This is a genomic window from Streptomyces sp. NPDC058459 (assembly GCF_042721685.1).
Classification (GTDB): domain Bacteria; phylum Actinomycetota; class Actinomycetes; order Streptomycetales; family Streptomycetaceae; genus Streptomyces.
Map to the genome: position 1 here is coordinate 1 of NZ_JBHXLV010000033.1, position 16691 is coordinate 16691.

General features: G+C 68.5%; 17 protein-coding genes and 4 pseudogenes. 10 read left to right on the forward strand and 11 right to left on the reverse strand.

What is annotated here, in order from left to right:
• Positions 1 to 27 precede the first annotated feature (27 nt).
• The 3 genes from ACFWN1_RS09355 (at position 28) to ACFWN1_RS09365 (ending at position 3097) form a co-directional block, all read left to right on the forward strand.
• Positions 28 to 867: a DUF3626 domain-containing protein gene (locus tag ACFWN1_RS09355; protein WP_384359518.1), complete on the forward strand. Its 840-nt coding sequence runs from the start codon at positions 28 to 30 to the stop codon at positions 865 to 867.
• Positions 868 to 926: 59 nt separating this feature from the next.
• On the forward strand, positions 927 to 1796 hold the full coding sequence (locus ACFWN1_RS09360; protein ID WP_384359519.1) for an NmrA/HSCARG family protein: 870 nt from the start codon (positions 927 to 929) through the stop codon (positions 1794 to 1796).
• 536 nt (positions 1797 to 2332) lie between these two features.
• Positions 2333 to 3097 carry an SDR family NAD(P)-dependent oxidoreductase gene (locus ACFWN1_RS09365; protein ID WP_384359520.1) on the forward strand — a complete coding sequence of 255 codons (765 nt, stop codon included), beginning with the start codon at positions 2333 to 2335 and terminating at the stop codon, positions 3095 to 3097.
• A gap of 268 nt (positions 3098 to 3365) precedes the next feature.
• On the opposite strand, the gene ACFWN1_RS09370 is transcribed toward ACFWN1_RS09365, so the two are convergent.
• Positions 3366 to 3815 carry a MarR family winged helix-turn-helix transcriptional regulator gene (locus ACFWN1_RS09370; protein WP_384359521.1) on the reverse strand — a complete coding sequence of 150 codons (450 nt, stop codon included), beginning with the start codon at positions 3813 to 3815 and terminating at the stop codon, positions 3366 to 3368.
• 178 nt (positions 3816 to 3993) lie between these two features.
• Between ACFWN1_RS09370 and ACFWN1_RS09375 the strand changes: the two genes are divergently transcribed.
• Positions 3994 to 4953, forward strand: coding sequence for an ABC transporter permease (locus tag ACFWN1_RS09375; protein ID WP_384359522.1), 960 nt, complete (start codon positions 3994 to 3996; stop codon positions 4951 to 4953).
• A gap of 379 nt (positions 4954 to 5332) precedes the next feature.
• Here ACFWN1_RS09375 and ACFWN1_RS09380 read toward each other — a convergent pair whose 3' ends face one another.
• The 3 genes from ACFWN1_RS09380 to ACFWN1_RS09390 all read right to left on the reverse strand — a co-directional run bounded on the left by ACFWN1_RS09380 (position 5333) and on the right by ACFWN1_RS09390 (position 7760).
• Complete coding sequence (locus ACFWN1_RS09380) at positions 5333 to 5812, reverse strand: hypothetical protein (protein ID WP_384359523.1); 480 nt, start codon at positions 5810 to 5812, stop codon at positions 5333 to 5335.
• A gap of 351 nt (positions 5813 to 6163) precedes the next feature.
• Entirely contained in the window at positions 6164 to 6598 is a 435-nt protein-coding gene (locus ACFWN1_RS09385) for a VOC family protein (RefSeq protein ID WP_384359524.1), read from the reverse strand.
• A gap of 178 nt (positions 6599 to 6776) precedes the next feature.
• Positions 6777 to 7760, reverse strand: a complete 984-nt coding sequence (locus tag ACFWN1_RS09390; protein ID WP_384359525.1) for a TDT family transporter — start codon at positions 7758 to 7760, stop codon at positions 6777 to 6779.
• A gap of 289 nt (positions 7761 to 8049) precedes the next feature.
• Here ACFWN1_RS09390 and ACFWN1_RS09395 point away from each other — a divergent pair.
• From ACFWN1_RS09395 to ACFWN1_RS09405, 3 genes and pseudogenes are all read left to right on the forward strand, one after another.
• Positions 8050 to 8238: pseudogene (locus ACFWN1_RS09395) on the forward strand (hypothetical protein); the annotation flags it as partial.
• 32 nt (positions 8239 to 8270) lie between these two features.
• Complete coding sequence (locus tag ACFWN1_RS09400; RefSeq protein ID WP_384359526.1) at positions 8271 to 9302, forward strand: MBL fold metallo-hydrolase; 1032 nt, start codon at positions 8271 to 8273, stop codon at positions 9300 to 9302.
• Between the two features lie 229 nt (positions 9303 to 9531).
• Positions 9532 to 9732 (forward strand): annotated as a pseudogene (locus ACFWN1_RS09405) (ECF transporter S component); the annotation flags it as partial.
• Here ACFWN1_RS09405 and ACFWN1_RS09410 read toward each other — a convergent pair.
• Positions 9725 to 10006, reverse strand: a pseudogene (locus ACFWN1_RS09410) (alanine--tRNA ligase); the annotation flags it as partial. The pseudogenes ACFWN1_RS09405 and ACFWN1_RS09410 sit on opposite strands and share 8 nt — an antisense overlap.
• Positions 10007 to 10288: 282 nt before the next feature.
• Positions 10289 to 10660 (reverse strand): annotated as a pseudogene (locus ACFWN1_RS09415) (ornithine decarboxylase); the annotation flags it as partial.
• A 226-nt stretch (positions 10661 to 10886) separates the two neighbouring features.
• Between ACFWN1_RS09415 and ACFWN1_RS09420 the strand changes: the two are divergent.
• Positions 10887 to 11492, forward strand: coding sequence for a hypothetical protein (locus ACFWN1_RS09420; RefSeq protein WP_384359527.1), 606 nt, complete (start codon positions 10887 to 10889; stop codon positions 11490 to 11492).
• Positions 11493 to 12234: 742 nt separating this feature from the next.
• Here ACFWN1_RS09420 and ACFWN1_RS09425 read toward each other — a convergent pair.
• Positions 12235 to 12606, reverse strand: coding sequence for a hypothetical protein (locus ACFWN1_RS09425; RefSeq protein ID WP_384359528.1), 372 nt, complete (start codon positions 12604 to 12606; stop codon positions 12235 to 12237).
• Positions 12607 to 13051: 445 nt separating this feature from the next.
• On the opposite strand from ACFWN1_RS09425, the gene ACFWN1_RS09430 reads away from it, so the two are divergent.
• Positions 13052 to 13189, forward strand: coding sequence for a helix-turn-helix domain-containing protein (locus ACFWN1_RS09430; RefSeq protein WP_384359529.1), 138 nt, complete (start codon positions 13052 to 13054; stop codon positions 13187 to 13189).
• Between the two features lie 321 nt (positions 13190 to 13510).
• On the opposite strand, the gene ACFWN1_RS09435 is transcribed toward ACFWN1_RS09430, so the two are convergent.
• The 4 genes from ACFWN1_RS09435 to rpmG all read right to left on the reverse strand — a co-directional run bounded on the left by ACFWN1_RS09435 (position 13511) and on the right by rpmG (position 14456).
• The gene (locus ACFWN1_RS09435) at positions 13511 to 13792 is read right to left on the reverse strand and encodes a hypothetical protein (RefSeq protein WP_384359530.1); all 282 of its coding nucleotides are present in this window, start codon (positions 13790 to 13792) and stop codon (positions 13511 to 13513) included.
• 9 nt (positions 13793 to 13801) lie between these two features.
• Positions 13802 to 13924 (reverse strand): type B 50S ribosomal protein L36, encoded by a 123-nt coding sequence (gene ykgO / locus ACFWN1_RS09440; RefSeq protein ID WP_081220789.1) that lies wholly within the window; start codon positions 13922 to 13924, stop codon positions 13802 to 13804.
• Positions 13925 to 13964: 40 nt separating this feature from the next.
• Positions 13965 to 14225, reverse strand: coding sequence for a type B 50S ribosomal protein L31 (locus tag ACFWN1_RS09445; RefSeq protein ID WP_384359531.1), 261 nt, complete (start codon positions 14223 to 14225; stop codon positions 13965 to 13967).
• A 66-nt stretch (positions 14226 to 14291) separates the two neighbouring features.
• Positions 14292 to 14456, reverse strand: coding sequence for a 50S ribosomal protein L33 (gene rpmG, locus ACFWN1_RS09450; RefSeq protein ID WP_384359532.1), 165 nt, complete (start codon positions 14454 to 14456; stop codon positions 14292 to 14294).
• A 635-nt stretch (positions 14457 to 15091) separates the two neighbouring features.
• Here rpmG and ACFWN1_RS09455 point away from each other — a divergent pair.
• Positions 15092 to 16513, forward strand: a complete 1422-nt coding sequence (locus ACFWN1_RS09455; protein WP_384359533.1) for a cation:proton antiporter — start codon at positions 15092 to 15094, stop codon at positions 16511 to 16513.
• The last annotated feature ends 178 nt before the right edge of the window (positions 16514 to 16691 follow it).

Consider the following 16691-nt stretch of genomic DNA (forward strand, 5'->3'; position numbering starts at 1 on the left):
GGCGTGTAGTGAATTCCCATTCCATCAGTGGGAATTCACTACACGCCGCTTTGCGGCGTCTACCGCTCGCAGTTCGTCACCGGGACCAGCAACGGTGGACTTACCGCCTATCCAGGTGGTGACCGGTGGCGCTGGGAGAGCCGGATCTTCAACGGGACGTACGACGAAGCACCTGCTCATGAGCGGCCGGTCTACGGGGCGTTGAACTACCGCCGCAAGCCAGGCGGCGGGGCGCCGCGGTTCGGTTCCGCCCATTTCCGGCTGACGGCTGACGTGCTGGTACGGACCACGTTCTGCTACCCGGACAGCTCCGCTGACCCCACGGACTTCGGTGTCGCGGACCGCATGGGCCTCATCGAGCTTGCCCTCGCCGATCGCCAGGACGATCTTGACGACCACATCGAGGCGCAGGTGCACGGGCCGGTGCGGCCGGGCAGCCATGTGGAGGCGCTGGTCCTGGACCCCTGCTACCGAGGCACGCCCGTCGAGGCCACGGCCCTGCGCCTTGGCTGCCCCGTGGAATGGCACCCCGGGTTCCGTCTCAGCGTCGAGGAACTTCGCCGTCATCCCGGCTACCGCGGCCAGGAGTACGTCGAACTGGGCGCGCAGATCGCGGTCGACGGCGTACTCGATCCCCGCATCGTCGGAGATGCCGCACGCGCCGGCCACCATGACCCTCAGGCGGTCAAGAAGGTGTGGCACTACCTCGCGCGTTTCGGGGCGCTCCGGAAGGACGCCGGCGCATACCCGGCCAGGGCGGCGGCGCCGTCGTCAACCGCTTCTCCCTCGCCGGAATCTCTGGTCGCCCCTCGGACAAGGCGCGGCCCAGGAGTGGTTTGCCTCCGCCGTGACCGGTGGTACCGATGAGCCACTGCTGACGGAAGGCCGCACTGTCTCCGGGACCCGGGTGCGGAGAGGGAGGAACGATGACATCTGCTGCGGACGAGGCGCGCGATGTGGTGCTGGTGGTCGGAGCCACGGGGCAGCAGGGAGGAGCGGTGGCACGGCATCTGCTGGCGGCGGGTTGGCCGGTGCGGGCGCTGACCCGCGACCCCGGCAAGCCGGGTGCCCGTGCCCTTGCGGAACAAGGCGCGCAGGTGGTGGCCGGGGACCTGGCGGATCGGGAGTCACTGCGTCGGGCCTTGGCGGACACGGGCGCGGTGTTCTGCGTGACGCAGTTCTTCGAGGCGGGCTACGACGGAGAAGTGGCGCAGGGGAAGCTCATGGTCGACCTTGCGGCAGAGGCCGGGATCGGACACTTCGTGTTCAGCTCCGTGGGCAGCGCCGATAAGGACACCGGCATTCCGCACTTTGACAGCAAATACGAGATCGAACGGTATCTCGCGCGGAGCACGGTCCCCTTCACGGTGCTGCGGCCGGTGTTCTTGATGGAGAACTGGGAGGGCTCCCGGCAGCAAATCACTGACGGCTCTCTGGTAACGCCCCTGTCGCCGGAGCGCCCCGTACAGCAGGTCAGTGTCGAGGACATCGGTGCCTTCACTCTGCTGGCCCTGAATGACCCTGATCAGTGGAAGGACCGATCAGTGGATCTGGCCGGGGACGAGCTGTCAATGGCACAGACCGCCGAGACGTTCACTCGTGTCCTGCGGCGACCGGTCGCGGTTCAGCACATCTCCTGGGACGACTTCCGCGAGCGACAGGGTGAGGAGATGTACGTGATGAACCGATGGTTCGAGACCACCGGCTACGAGGCAGACCTGGGCCGGTTGCGTGAATCGCTTCCCGGGCTTCTGTCGCTGGAAGACTATCTTCGGCTGCGTCGCTGGCAGGCATGAGGGAGGGGAGCCAGGGGTCCGGCCGTGCTGCGGTCACCCGGTGTCCGTGGTCCAGCAGCGGTGGAATGACCCTCGGCCACACCCAGCCGTCGAACCATGCTCCGTGCACGAGGACCAGGTGAGTCATTCGGTCTCGCTACTTCGGGCGGGTCGACAGCCTGCGGTCGCTCACGCGGCGGCGCCCCGGCGGAAGCGTTGCCAGCCGACAGCCGGCCTCTCGCCCGGCAACCCATTCAACGACGTCGTGGAAACCGACCTGCCAGGGCGTTCCGGAGCGCTGCTGACGACGTTTTCCGCCACCGGTCCTGCCACTTTCCACGCTGGCGACGAGCATGGGTACACGGACTACCTGTCCCTTGACGGGCCATCGAGCGCCGTGCGCGGGCCGTGCGGTGCTAAGACCTGACGGCTAAGACCTGACGGCTTACCGGCCGTGCGGGCCGGAACGTCGCCGCACGGGCCCTGGCCGAACCGAGGAGCGGGCGTGAGGACGTTCGCTCCACGCTTCCTTCAACCTCGGACGGAGTGCAACAACCATGGGAAAACTCACTGGCAAGGTCGCCCTCGTCACCGGAGCCGGGCGTGGCATCGGCAAGGCCGTGGCCGAACGCCTGGCAGCGGACGGAGCGGCGGTCGCGATCAACTACCGCAGTAGCGCCGCGGACGCCGAACAGCTGGTCGCGGAACTCAGGGAGAACGGCACCGACGCGATAGCGGTCCAGGCCGACGTGTCCGACCCGGAGCAGAGCGGACGCCTCGTCGACGCGGTCATCGAGCACTACGGCAAGCTCGACATCCTGGTGAGCAACGCCGGGATCGAGCACTTCGGCCGCCTAGACGAGATCACACCAGAGGACTTCGACCGGGTCTTCTCCGTCAACACCCGCGGCCAGCTCTTCGCCGTACAGCACGCGGCCCGGCACCTGCCCGAGGGGGGACGGATCGTACTGACCTCATCGGTCAGCGCCAGCCGGGCGATCTTCTACCACACCCTGTACGCCGCCAGTAAGGGAGCCGTGAACAGCATGGTTCTCAACCTTTCGCCGGAGCTCGGTGCGCGCGGCATCACGATCAACGCCGTCGCTCCCGGCGGAACGGTCACCGACATGGCCAACACCCACGCCCTCAGCTACAAGCACCCGTTGCTCGACGTCCCGCTGGACGCCTGGTTGAAGACGCACGGCGCCCTGGGCCGTCTCGCCCGTCCGGAGGAGATCGCGGCCGTCACCGCCTTCCTCGTCTCCGACGACGCCTCGTACATCACCGGCCGCACCATCGAGGCGGACGGCGGCTTCTTCTGACCCACCGCACCGGTCTCTTCGTCTGACCTGGGCAGGCGCGGGCGTCGTCCATGTATCTGCTGGTGGAAGGGGCGACACGCGGCGGCAGTGAGCGGGGCCGATGAGGCGCCCCGCCGGGCGGTCCCTCCCGGCGAGGCGCCTCTGCCTGCGACCGCGCCGGCGATGCGCTCGGCGTTCTGTGGGGCCGGCAGCGGCGGACGTCGGCTGTTCAGACCCCCTGACAGGGCCTCTCCCGTTTCCGATCCACAGGCAGCGGCCGGTGGACTTGTCAGGGGGTGCTGCCGTTGACCGCTGAAGGGTTCAGTGACGTCAACAGCTTCATCAGCAGCGAGTGCGCGCGTTCCTGCTCCTCAGGCGTCAGTACCCGCAGGGCTTCCGCGTGGGCGGTGTCGACCGCTTCGCCCGCCTCGCGCGCGAGGCGCCGGCCCGCCTCCGTGGCGTGCAGTCGGTGAGTGCGTCGATCACCCGGAGTGCTCCGACGCTCGATGAGTCCCCGTTCGACCAGCCCGTTGACCGCGGTTCCCATGGACTGCGGCGTGATCGCCGCTCGGCGTGCCGCGGTGGCGCTGGTGACTCCTGGATCAAGGGTGACCTGCGTTAGAGCGCTGTTCTGGGCGAGTGTCAACCGGAACGGGCGCAGGGTGCGCTCGATCCGCGACGCCATGATCTGGCCGATCTGCCAGGCGACGTAGCCGGTGCGCCGGTCGAAGGGGTTCACGTGGCAAGCCTCGTTTGTCAGTCAACTGATTATGCTGTACAGATATTATCAGTTAACTTCCAATCGGAGAGCCTTTTCCATGTCCCAGCGAGTCGGCACCCGCCCACCACACAAACACGCCCTGGACGTGGCCCATAGGCCTCCTCGTCCAGGCGTTCCACGCGCCGTTCTGCTGCCCGTGGCGGTCGTTCTGCTGATCGGCACTGTGTTCGTCAGTGTCTATCTCGCCGCCTTCCACGCGCCGCGCCCTCATGAGCTGCGCGTGGGCACGACGGAGGTCGGCACGCACCAGGCGCACATGCGTGAGGGCCTGGCCCGCGCGATCCCGGGCGGCTTCACGCTGGAGACCTACCCCGACGAGTCGGCCGCCCGGCGAGCGGTCCAGGACCGGTCCGTGTACGCCGCCTACCTCGGCCGGGGCCGCCTGCTCTACGGCAGCGCCAACGGAGCCTCCGTCACCGCGACGGTGACCACCGCCTTCGGCTCCGTGGCACACGCGGAGCACCATGATCTCTCCGTGCAGGACGTGGCCCCGGCCGCGGCGGGAGACACACGGGGACTGTCGGTGTTCTACGCGGCTTTCGGTCTGGTCCTGGCCGGCTACCTCTTCGGGATGACGACGTACCAAGTGGCGCCCCAGCTGCAGTACCGCTGGCGTATGGCCAGCCTTGCACTGTTCGGTGCCGTGGGCGGCGTTCTGGTCACGACCATCGCGGGAAGCACCGGCTTCGGCGCGCTGCCCGGCCCCTTCCTCCCGCTCGCCCTCGTCGCCGCGCTGACGGGCGCAGCGGTGGGTGGCACGACCATGGTGCTCCTGCGCCTCTTCGGCTCCGCCGGAGTCAGTCTCGCCTCGATCCTCCTACTGATCCTCGGCAACAGCAGCAGCGGCGGGATCATGCCCGCGGCCTACCTGCCGGGCTGGCTGCGCCCGTTGTCCGAGATCCTGCCTGTCGGTATAGGCGTCCGCGCGATGCAAGGTCTGTCCAGGTTCCAGCACGACGGCCTGACCCGCGCCCTGGTCATCCTCCCGGTGTGGGTCCTGGGCGCCGCTCTGGTGCTCTACCTGAAGGACGTGTTCCGGCGAGCGACTCCGACCGTCGTGGCGGAGCAGGCCGAGCCGCAGCCCGCCGCCACCTGATGCTGAGGGCTTGCCCGTCCGGAGCGATCCGGGGTCCTTGTCGGCACGCGACCTTCCTGGCGGCCTGTGGGGCGGCTGGTCGACCGGGACGACTGCGATGATGCCGCCGAAGTGACTCTCCAGGTCGGGCCCGAGAACGCCAACGTCCGGCACGAGCGGGAGTACGTAATGCCAGGGCGGCTGAAACACCTGACTCCGTGCACCAGCCGCCCCGCGTGCCTGCGATCTGCTTCTTCCTGCTTCACCGCCCGCTCCGCCCGGCGCTTGCCCTCACCCTGCCCGGCGCCCCGCGCACCGGACTCCGCACAGCACCGATCCGCCTGCGGACCGTACTGGCTGACGGATGATCACGCCTGCCTGCCGCCCGTAAGAGATCTCCCTACTGCACGAGCAGGGTGCACCAGATCTCGTTGCCGTCGCCGATACCGCAGTCGGCGATCTCTCCGCTGCGGATCTTCGTCCACACGCCCTTCTGGCGCCAGTGCCAGGTGCCGACGCGGGAGAAGCGCTCGTGGTAGCCGTAGGACGCGAAGGTGAAGGCGTCGACGTCCACGCCCGTGCCGTTACCGCCCTTCGTTCCGTTACCGATCGTCTTCTGGTCGCATCTGGCGTGCTTGAAGCTTTCCGAGGTGCCGCCGTCCCAGTTCCAGACGTCGCAGTAGCCGCCGCCGGCACCGAGGTTCAGCGTGTAGCTCATGGTGCGGCCGCTGCGGTTCTTCGCCGCGCCGCACAGGTAGTCTCCGGGGCCGCCGCACACGTCCGCGGAGGCGGTCGGCGCGCCCGCGACCAGCGCTCCCGATGCCAGGGCCAGGACGGCGGCCGCGCTTGCCGCCCTACGGCTCAGATGCCTTCGACTCATGCTTGTTCTCCTTCGATCTCACCGCATGGCGCATCCCGGTCGGTCTGTCCGGGTGCGCGCGAGAAGCGCGAGGTCCGCCTGCCACTTCGCGGCCCGTCGCGGACATGGCGTCGTCACAAGCCCCGTGCTCCTCCCTGGAGAATCGAGAATAGGCCAACTTCTCTCTTTGGCAACCGAGTTGATGGCTACTTCATGCGGACTGGCGCGGTCCCCGGGCCGGGGGCGTGCAGGACTTCCACGCCTTGGTTCCGCTGCTCCTACGGGATGAGTCCCGCCGCGTGCGAGACCCGAGAGGTCCAGGAGAGACGGCCTTTTGCCCCGCCGACTCGGAGGACGCGGCAGGTCGAGCGCTCAGTCGAGACAGAACTCGTTGCCCTCCATGTCCTGCATCACGATGCATGACTCGTTCTCGCCGTCCGCAAGCATCGTGCGCACATGTACCGCGCCGAGCGCGACCAGCCGTGCGCATTCGGCTTCGAGCGTGGTCAGGCGCTCCTCGCCGACGAGCCCGATACCGGCCCGCACGTCGAGATGCAGCCGGTTCTTGACGACCTTCCCTTCAGGGACGCGCTGGAAGAGCAGGCGCGGGCCCACACCCGAGGGATCACTGCACGCGAAGTAGACCACCTGATCCTCGGGCGGAAGCGAGCGATGGTAGTCATCCCAGGTGGCGAACCCCGTCGGGATCGGAGGTACGACATACCCCAGCACCTCGCACCAGAAGCCGGCGAGACGCGCGGGGTCCGCGCAGTCGAAGGTCACCTGGAACTGCTTGATCTTTGACATCGGCGCACGATAGCAAGGGCCCCGCTCATCTCCCGGACGGGTGGGGCCACCCGCCGTCGGGAGGACTGCCCCTGCCATCCGCGTACGGGGGCCCGGCACCCCACCCCGGCCAACGACTCTCGTGTCATTCGCGTGAGCCGAGCACCCGCGCCGCCGCCTGAGTGGCCTGCTGCTCCCTCTACCGCCTGGTGGGAGGGGGGACAGCGTTCTCGGGCGGTCGTGGGAGGAGTTCGTCGCGTGCCAGCGCCACGGCGGTGCGTGCGGCGACCGCCAGGTAGGAAAGAGAGATGACGATCAGAAGTGCGTACACGTAGGCCTGGTGGCCGGGGGGCCGCTGCTGGTCGATCCAGTGCAGCGTCGCGTTGACGACGGCTGCCCAGGAGAAGGTGAAGGCCCAGAAGCCCGGCATGAAGGGGAGTCGGGCGAACAGGGGGATCAGTCTGATCTGCGCGGCGACCATCAGCGCGCCGTATCCGGCGAGTCCCGCCGCCACCCCGTCGATGCGGGGGCCGTGGAGGGCGAAGTAGGCGACACTCGCCACCGCGGCGGGTGCCACCTCGATGGCCAGGGTGGGCACCAGAGGAGTGGGCAGGGGCGGTCCGAAGAACAGCCGGCCCAGGATCATTGAGCCCAGGATCACCCAGCAGACTAGGCCGAGGCCGAACATGACCCACGCGAGCCGATGCTGCCCGACGGCTCCCGCACTCCCCGCGGCCACGAAGCCGCCCGCCACGGTGGGGAGGAAGTAACCGGGGTGGAGGTTGTCCACAGCGAGGGGGCCGTAGATCCACTGGCCGGTGAACCACGCGCCCAGGACGAACGTCAGCGCGAGAAACACGTCTACGAGGACGGTGGCGGGCGGGCGCGCGTAAGGGGTGAGGGCTTCCGCGGCGAGCAGCATGGGGGTGACGGCGAAGAGCGCGGCGAAGGGTGAGAGGACCGGGTCGGTCAGATCCGTGCGCAGGGCCCGGGGCGCGCCGCATACGTAGCGGACGTAGCAGACGCTGACCACCACCCAGGCGACGGCGCTCAGGCCGGCGAGCACCTCGCCGACCACGACGCTCGCGTACTGTTCGTCCGCCGCCGTCAGCCACACGCCCGCGAGGCCGGCGAGGCCGAAGGGTATGCCGTAGAGGTTCAGCGGGATACGTCGAGCGGACATCGCTCCTCCACGCGCGGCTCACCGGGTGGGCGCCGGGGCCCGGGACGCGCGGCGTGCGGTGGGCCCCCGCCTTGCGTCAAGTCTGTGAGTGCCGAGCCGTCCGTGCCACTCGTCGGCGTCCGTGGTCCCGAGGGCGCTGACATGCACCCCCATGGATGCGTGCGTAACGTGGCAGGGGTGGGGCCGGTGCTCTGTCCGGGGGGACATCCGGACCGAGCGGGCCGGTCATGTCGGCGCCGCGACGGGCCCTGGGGGCAGGTCACGCAGCCGATCACCCGGAGGTTTCGCCATGGGCACGGTGACAACACCCGACGGCATCGAGATCTTCCGCATCGGCCAGTTGTCGAGCGGGCACGAGATGGACACCTACGCCGCCGACGTCATCCATTACCTGGCGCGGGCGAAGCCACACCGTGTGTCCAAGGCCGTCATCTCCGACGCCGCACCCCCGGTCATGGTCAAGAAGGACAACAATCCGTTTACGGGTTTTCGATGCTGGGAGCCTTTGTCATGGAACGTAGGACGAAGAACTCGGGGAAGGTCGCGATAGCTTCGATGCTGGCGGCGTGCACACTGGGCGCGTCACCCATGCTCGCATCGGGCAGCACACATTCATCCAGCGCCCATGAAACCACGTCGCCGCGTTCGCTCCAGTCGGGCAGTACTCCGTCGCCCAGCGAACCGCACAAGCAGAGGAATCCCTACACTGCGATCAATACCGCCGCTGCCCGCGATCCCATCACCGTGACGCCGCTCCGGGGCGGCGTGTATCTGCTCCAGGGATCGGGCGGCAATATCGGTGTGCTGCCGGGCAAGGGCGGCGCTCTCATGGTGGACGCCGGTGTGACCGTGTCTCGCCACAAGCTGGAAGACACCCTGAAAAAGCTCAGGGCTTCCCGCGTCAGGTACCTCGTGGACACCCACTGGCATTTCGACCACACAGGCGGAAACGGCTGGGTCCACGAGCACGGAGCGGAAATCATCTCCACCCCGAACACGCTGGACAATCTCAGCAAGACCATCCGGGTGAACGAATGGTCGCACACATTCACCCCACTCCCAGCCGCCGCTCGTCCCACGGTGACCGTCTCCTCGGAAAAGACGCTCACCGTAAACGGCCAGTCGGTGCGACTACGCACTTACAGCCCCGGCCACACCGACGGCGACCTGTCCGCTGATTTCACCAGGGCGAACGTGCTGTTCACCGGTGACACTTTCTGGAACAATCTCTACCCGTTCATCGACTACGAGGTCGGCGGCAGCATTGACGGAATGATCCGGGACGCAAACCAGAACATCGCCATGGTGGGCGGCGGCACGATTGTCGTTCCTGGGCACGGGCCGGTCGGACGGCGTGCCGACCTGGTGGAGTTCCGTGACATGCTCGTCGGCATTCGCGCCCGTGTCGCCGACCTGAAGCACAAGGGCCTCACGGTTGACCAGGTCATCGCGGCCAAGCCCACCAAGTCCTTCGACGCCAAATGGGGACAAGGACTCATCGGACCGGACCTCTTCACCAAGCTCGTCTATCGCGGCGTATGAGGCAGGTCGGGGAAGCCGCACCGTAGCAGCCACCAGGCGTGCGATGGAGTGCGGCTATCCGCTGCGTAGGCCAGTCCGAGCGAGACTGGTGGAGGTCTCTTGAGATGGGCCCGCCGCGGATGCGTTCAGCGCACTCGCCCTCGTGGGTGGCTAGCGCCTTGGACATGTGGTTCGTGTGCACCGTCCTGTACGGACTTCGAGACCTCAATCCGATACGGCGCCCCATGCTGGGCGTGGGCTTCAGGTCACCCTCGGCTGCCACCTTCCCTGTTCGCTTCGGCGCTTCATCGTGGCGGTGTCGGGCCCCTTGGATGCCGTACCAGATGTTCGGCCGCGCCTTTGCCGGGATGCGAGCACGTTTCTTCCCCGGGGCCGCCGGGAGGTCGTTCTGCTGGCCGGCTACGGGTCGGTCTCGATCTGCTCTTTCGGCCTCCCGAACCCACCGGGGACTCCGAGGTCAGCGCGAGCACGCCGATCGGCGAGGCGTGCTGGACGTGCGTGCCGCCGCACAGTTCGCGCGACCAGGCGCCGCCGATCTCGACTACGCGCACCATGTCGCCGTACGTCTCGTCGAACAGGGCCAGCGCGCCGAATTCCTCCGCTTCCGGCAGAGTCATCCAGCGTACGTCGACGGGGAGGCCCCGGCGCAGGGCCGCGTGCAGGACCTGGGTGCCGGAGTGCGTCTGACGGGCGCCGAGTTGCCACCGGCGCATCGCTCTGCTGGTAGGTCGCACGTCTGGTCGGGTGCCGGCCGCATCCGGTGCAGGCTCCCTTCCATGCACGCTGCGGAACGGCAGCCCCACGCAGTGCGAGTCCTCCTCGACCACTCCACCTGCCAATGCCTTCGTTCCCGTGCCGGGCTGTTGGATCGGTGCCTTTTTGACGACCGTTGCCCGCGAGGCAGGGCACACCACGGAACGGCGTAGTGGTGACGAAACGGCTCCGCCGGCCAGTTCGACGAAGGTGGAGAGCCGCTGCGACTTGCTTTACCCGCCGTGTTCCGCGACCACCCGTACGGTCTTCAGGCCGGGGGCGGCCGCGTCCGGCAGGTTCATGCCCGCCCGGACGCCGGTGACGAGGTAGCGGAGTACGGGCTCGGTGAGCCGTTCACCCGGCAGGACGGACGGGATGCCCGGCGGGTACGGCGTGATCATCTCGGCGGCGATGCGCCCCGCCGCCTGCTCCACCGGTACGTCGGTGTGGTCGTCGAAGTAGGCGTCGCGCGGCAACGCGGGCTGGTCCATGCGGAGTTCGTCCGGGACGGGCACGTCGATCCCGGGTGCGTCGTGCAGGCCGTCGGCGTGCCGCACCACATCCTTCAGTGCCGTCAGCAGCCGGTCCGCGGCAGGGCTCCGATCGAGGCCGGCTGGTCGACCATGACCAGCACCGTCCTGTGCACGTGTCGACCGGTCCGGTGGAGGGCGTGACCGGTCCTGAACGTGCGTACCCCGGATATCGTCCGCGCGTCCCATGTACCGTCAAGCCACCCGCCGATCCTCGCGGTCATCCCCGCAGGCACGAGCTGCGTGCCACCGGTCCGGAGTTGGCTTTTGTCGATGTCGCCATCGGAACAGGAGCATGTTTATGCGTCTCTACGCCCAAAGCCCAGCGCGCCGGGGTCGTCAGCTGATCGCGGATCTGATCGCTCTGCTCCTGATCGCGAGCACGGTGAAGTTCGCCCTGGTCGTCCGTGATGCGATCCTGACGTTGGCCGAGCCCGGCCGGAAAGCCGAGAGCGCGGGCGACAGCCTTGCCTCCAGTCTCTTCGATGCGGGCAACGCGGCCTCGAAGGTCCCGTTCGTCGGTGACTCGTTGAAGAAGCCGCTCAAGTCCGCGGCCGAGGCCGGCACGAGTCTCTCCGCGGCCGGACAGTCGTTGCAGGACACCGTGGGCCATGTCGCCACGCTCACGACGATCGCCCTGATCGTCCTTCCGACCGCCCTGATCCTGGTGTTGTGGCTCGTTCCACGGCTGCGGTGGATCCGGCGGAGCGCCACCACTCGTCGCCTTTTCGATGCTCCCGGTGGCGCCGACCTCCTCGCGCTGCGTGCGCTCACCGGGCCGCAGCGGCCGCTGGTCGCGCTTGCCACGCCGCTGGGCGGCCTGGCCGACGCCTGGCGTCGCGGGGACCCTGACGTCATCGCCGACCTGTCGACGCTGACGTTGCGACGCGCGGGTCTTCGACCCTGACCGGGGGCGGTGAGCAAGAGGCGGAACCGGTCGCACCTGTGCACCTGGTCCCTGGAACATCATCCAGGACGCCGTCGGGACTCGGTCGGCGTCACCGGCCAGAACGTCTCCTGCGTGGCCGCCAGGCACGCTCCTACCTCGCCGACGTCGCCCACGCTCTGCGCGCCCGCGGCTGGGCCCCCCCGACGCCCTCGGCGTACTTCACCGCCTGCCACGCGAAAGGCAGCACAGCGGAGAGCTACACCCTCTGTCCGGGGTCCGGGGGGCGCGTTGCTCCTGGACCAGATTCGCTGTCCAGCAGACGAGGGAGTCGTGGAATCCACCGAGACCACCCAGTTGAGGTCCTCATCGGTGTCGGCTACGGCCATCAGCGCGGTGAAAACCCCCTCGCGGGTGCCGTCGACCGCCCACATCCCCAGCCGGTTGCAGACACCCCGCCAGTGCCGTACCTCTCAGGCAGACGCACCCGCTGAGTGCCGGTCCGGAACGTGAAGGAGATCGCGTTGATCACCTCCCGGTCATCACACCAGCGACCACCCCACTGCGGCGTCCGGTTCGGGAGCAACGACGCGATCCGCGCTCACTGCACATCATTCAACGGCACACCCGCACCAACGACCAACTGATCCACACGAGACTGCCGAGGTGTCGAGCGCGGTCGTCGGTTCCCCGCGCGCAGCCACCTCCGGTGAGCAGGCGGTGGACCAGCTGACCGTCGTGTGGCTGCGACGCCGGGGACCGGCTACTTGAGTTCCGCGACAGCGGCCGAGGCGAGCGTGCGCGCGGCCTTGGACCGGTCGGTCTTCTTCGCCTTGGAGTCGCTCAGGGTTTTGGCCGCCTGTGTGAGGGTCTTCTTGCTCGGCTTCTTCGCGGGCGTCTGGGAGAGCGCGCTGGCCGCGGCCTTCTTCTCCGTCTTGCTCGCGCTCCTCGCGGCGACGGTCTTCCCGGCCCCGGTGGCGGCCTTGCTCTTGGTCTTGCCCGATGTGCCCTTCTTGCCGGGTGCCTGTGACAGGGCACTGGCCGCGGCAGCCTTGGACGATCCGGACTTGCCCTTCTTCGTGGCCTTGGCGGCGGCCGAGGCGGCCTTGGGCTTCGTGCTCTTCTGCGTTGCCATGTGCGTCTCCACTCTCCTGTCGCCACCAGTTGTGCGACCTTGGTGCTCCGCCTACCCCAACCACCGCTGAATGCACGGGGTATGGGCATTGACTGATCACTTCCTTGCCGCAGCCCTGGTGCGATCTCTCGGGTTGGTGTCGGTGGTGGTGAGAGTCGGTCCAGCGGGCCCAGGGGGTGGTGTTGCGCGGCTGGTCAGTGGGTGTTTGCGGGTGGCCGGCCCGCTGTCATGAGATGAGAGGTTGAAGGGTGGGATCGCTGTCGTAGGGCTTTATCGCACAGCGGCCGATGGTGTCTCAGCTTCGTGAATGCTTATGCGGTGAGGTGGGCCCGGTGGATGTGATCGTGGGGTGGACCGAGAGGTAAGGGCCGGTCGTGGGCCTGTGCTACCCAGGGGGTTGGTGGTGCGTCGTCTGCTAGAGCGGCAGCGGACGGGGGAGCCGGCCATGCGGCATGTGTGTGCGGCCGCTGAGACGGTGGGTGTCTCGGAGCGTACGGTCTGGCGCTGGCTGGAGCAGGCCAAGACGACCGGGCAGCAGGAGGCGCCGGTCCCGCAGGGATACGCGGTGTCGGACGAGGTGTAGGCGCTGCTGGGCGACGTGGGAGGGAATGTCGCTGAGCTGAGGCGTCGGCTGGCCGCTGTCAGTAACGGGGCCTCGGTTCCGTCGGCGTCGACCTCGCACCGGGTGATCCGCAAGGACCGCCGGGCGGGCCTGGCTTTGATGGTCGGTCGGGGGCCTGTGGTGGCCGGGCCGCGCAGGCCCGATCCGCTCAGCGAGCTGAGCCTGAACGTCGTGGCCGGCCACGGTACAGGCGGGCAGGCTTTTCTGCGTGAGCAGAAGCATCCGGCGCAGGTCCCGGCCCTGGTGCCGGGTGCGCAGGTGGTGCACACATCCGCTGTGCGGTCAGTGCTGCGGACGGTCGCGCACGCGGCTGCGGTCGGGGCGGTGGTGTGTCTGTACGGCGACGCCGGCTTCGGCATGACCCTCGCCGTCAACACCTGCCTGCACGCACTCGAACCCGGCGAGGACGTCCGCCGAGTCGCCTTCCGGGCCCGGCCCACCGCCCGCGCGGTGCGCTACGAACTGTTCACCGCGCTCGACCTGGCCGGCGAACCACCGCGCCACCCCAGCGAGTTCGACCTTCGCCGGCCCGGCCCAGGTGGGCCGGGCCGGATGTCTTCCCATCTGCCTGTATCAGCCCTGGCGGGCCTTGAGACGTGGGTTCTTCTTGTTCACGACGAAGACCACGCCACGCCTGCGCACCACCTGGGCGCCGGGCTTGGACTTCAGTGAGCGAAGCGAATTGCGTACCTTCATGGTGGCTCTCTTCCTATCGAACGCGACGTTCTGGGGTGACTCAGGTCCGGCTCGTCGCGGTCCGGTTGTAGCGGCGCTCGAAGCGCTCCACGCGGCCAGCGGTGTCCAGGACTCGTGAGGTCCCGGTGTGGAATGGGTGACTCGCCGACGAGATCTCTACGTCGATGACGGGGTAGACGGCGCCGTCCTCCCACGCGATGGTTTTCGTCGACTCGGCCGTTGATCGCGTCAGGAAGGCCGTGTCCGCGGCACGGTCACGGAAGACGACCGGACGGGATGCGGGATGAATGTCGGTCCTCATGGGTTCTCTCCTCGGGTGCGGCAGAAAGTTCTGCGAGAACGCCGGCCACGCGTGGCCGGCATGAGGTCAGCGCTCCTCGCGGAATGTGACGTGCTTGCCCGCCTTCGGGTCGTACTTGCGCAGGACGAGGCGATCGGAGTCGTTGCCGCGGTTCTTGCGTGTCGCATACGTCGCGCCGGTACCGGCCGTCGATTTCAGCGTGACCACCAGGCGTGCGGTGCTGCGTGCCATGAGGTCCTCCTCCACCCACCATGCGTGAGCCTTGACTCGCGCATGCCAATCAGTTACGTGTGGTGTAACAGCACACCCCCCGTCTGCATTCCGCGGGCCATGAACAACTTTGTGAGCTGCGCCACCGCGGACCGGTCCAGGCCGCAGGAACAGTCCGACGAGCCGGGCGTCGGTCGCGACGACCTCTGCGTCTCAGCAGCCATGAGGGGGCACAAGGCGTCCCGCTCTCGTAGCCTCCGTGCTGCACAAGCGAGGTCGAGCCGCAGCGGCACTGCCGAGGTCGACATCGCCCATCCACACCATCCCCGTGATCTGCACGTGCAGGATGCATACGTCTCGATGCTCCAGCGCGCTCCTCAGTACAACTGCCCGGTGGAATCGGGAGATCCCCGCCCTGAGGATCCACCCGGCAAACTGTGGAGGACAGGCAGTTGGCCGCACCTGCTTCGCTGTCCCCGGCCATGACGTCCGGCCCCGAAAGATCGCGAGTAGTCCCGCGGGCGCGTGGCGAACCGTCGTACCCCAGAAGATCGGGGGCACATGCTCCAGGCGGTACCGGCGGCGCACGGTCCTCTCGTACGGAATGGACCGCGACGTTCCAACCACTGGGCGACCACACGGCAGGGGATGACGCGGTGACGATATCCGACGGGGTGTTCATGGCGCTGGGGGTCGGCGCGCTGCTTACTGCGGCCCTGCCCCGGCTGGTCGCCGGCCGCCCGCTGTCGATGCCTCTGGTGTTCCTGCTGTGCGGGATCGCTGTGTACCTGCTGCCGCTCCCGCTGCCCCGCATCGACCTGATGGCGGACCATGGGATCACCGAGCACCTCACCGAGGTATGCGTGATCATCGCTCTGATGGGTGCCGGTCTGGCGCTCAACAGGCCGGTGGGACTGCACCGTTGGGGGACTACCTGGCGGCTGCTGGGGATCACGATGCCGCTGACCGTGCTGGTGACCGCCGCCGTCGCCTGGTGGTGGCTCAACTGGCCGCCGGCGGCCGCGCTGCTGCTCGCCGCGGTCCTCGCCCCGACCGACCCGGTGCTTGCCGCGGAGGTCCGCGTGGGCGAGCCGACGGAGGAGGAGCACGACGAGGACGAGGTGCGGTTCGCCCTCACCAGCGAGGCAGGGCTCAACGACGGGCTCGCGTTCCCGCTCACGTACGCGGCCGTCGCGTTGGCCGCCGCGGCCGGTGCGGGATGGTCCGCGGACTGGGTCGGCGGGTGGGCGGCCGAGGACGTCGCGTACAGGGGGGTGACCGGCGTCCTGTCCGGGTTGCTGGTCGGACGCGGACTCGGCTGGCTGTTCTTCCGCACCGGTTCGCCCGTTCTGCGGCTGTCCCGTCACCGGGAGGGGTTCGTGGCACTCGCCGCGACCTTCCTCGCGTACGGGCTCACCGAACTCGTCGGCGGCTACGGCTTCCTGGCGGTGTTCACCACCGCCTGCGCGATCCGGGCCGCGGAGCGCGCGCACGGCTTCCAGAACGTCCTGCACGACTTCGTCGAGCAGATCGAGCGGCTGCTGACGGCCGCGATCCTCTTCCTCCTTGGTGCGTTCATCGCCCAGGGTGGCTTGGCCGCGCTGACGTGGCGGGGCTCCGCCACCGCTCTGGTGCTGCTGTTCGTGATCCGCCCGATGGCCGGCTGGGTTGGGCTGACCGGTTCCCGCATCCGGGGGCGGGAGCGCTGGGTGATCGCCGGGTACGGCATCCGCGGCATCGGCTCGCTCTACTACCTCGCCTATGCGCTCGACCAGCAGGAGTTCCCCGTCCCGCCGCGCGAGATATGGGCCGTGGTCACCTTCACCGTGCTGGCCTCCGTGGTGCTGTACGGGATCACCGCAGGACCCGTCGTCGGCCGCCTCGACCGGCTCCGGGACAGGGGTGACACGCCGGACGCGGCGAGCGAGAAGCGCGAGGCGGCCGAGGCCCGGACAAGCGCTCGCAGAGACGGCGCGAATGGGGGCGGGACCTCCGGCGGCAGCGACGGCCCCGCCGAGGACCCGACCCCGCGCACCCGGACCTACCTGCGACGGGAAGCCGAGGACGGGACCGGGTGACCTGCAAGCGGGTCTCCTCGACGTACTCTGGCTCACGCCGCGCATGCCGTCAGGTAAGCAGCCCCTCTGGCGACCCTCGCCCTGGACCCAATGCCGCCCCCTCCCCGGATCTCGAGGCCGCCGCCCCCGGCACACCAACCATTTTCGGCACGGAAACGAGCGCCGGCGGAGGCAAGCC

Coding starts and splice junctions, on each gene's coding strand:
- ACFWN1_RS09360 (WP_384359519.1), top strand. CDS start 927: ATGACATCTGCTGCGGACGAGGCGCGCGATGTGGTGCTGGTGGTCGGA.
- ACFWN1_RS09365 (WP_384359520.1), top strand. CDS start 2,333: ATGGGAAAACTCACTGGCAAGGTCGCCCTCGTCACCGGAGCCGGGCGT.
- ACFWN1_RS09380 (WP_384359523.1), bottom strand. CDS start 5,812: ATGAGTCGAAGGCATCTGAGCCGTAGGGCGGCAAGCGCGGCCGCCGTC.
- ACFWN1_RS09385 (WP_384359524.1), bottom strand. CDS start 6,598: ATGTCAAAGATCAAGCAGTTCCAGGTGACCTTCGACTGCGCGGACCCC.
- ACFWN1_RS09390 (WP_384359525.1), bottom strand. CDS start 7,760: ATGTCCGCTCGACGTATCCCGCTGAACCTCTACGGCATACCCTTCGGC.
- ACFWN1_RS09400 (WP_384359526.1), top strand. CDS start 8,271: ATGGAACGTAGGACGAAGAACTCGGGGAAGGTCGCGATAGCTTCGATG.
- ACFWN1_RS09420 (WP_384359527.1), top strand. CDS start 10,887: ATGCGTCTCTACGCCCAAAGCCCAGCGCGCCGGGGTCGTCAGCTGATC.
- ACFWN1_RS09425 (WP_384359528.1), bottom strand. CDS start 12,606: ATGGCAACGCAGAAGAGCACGAAGCCCAAGGCCGCCTCGGCCGCCGCC.
- ACFWN1_RS09430 (WP_384359529.1), top strand. CDS start 13,052: ATGCGGCATGTGTGTGCGGCCGCTGAGACGGTGGGTGTCTCGGAGCGT.
- ACFWN1_RS09435 (WP_384359530.1), bottom strand. CDS start 13,792: ATGGGAAGACATCCGGCCCGGCCCACCTGGGCCGGGCCGGCGAAGGTC.
- ykgO (WP_081220789.1), bottom strand. CDS start 13,924: ATGAAGGTACGCAATTCGCTTCGCTCACTGAAGTCCAAGCCCGGCGCC.
- ACFWN1_RS09445 (WP_384359531.1), bottom strand. CDS start 14,225: ATGAGGACCGACATTCATCCCGCATCCCGTCCGGTCGTCTTCCGTGAC.
- rpmG (WP_384359532.1), bottom strand. CDS start 14,456: ATGGCACGCAGCACCGCACGCCTGGTGGTCACGCTGAAATCGACGGCC.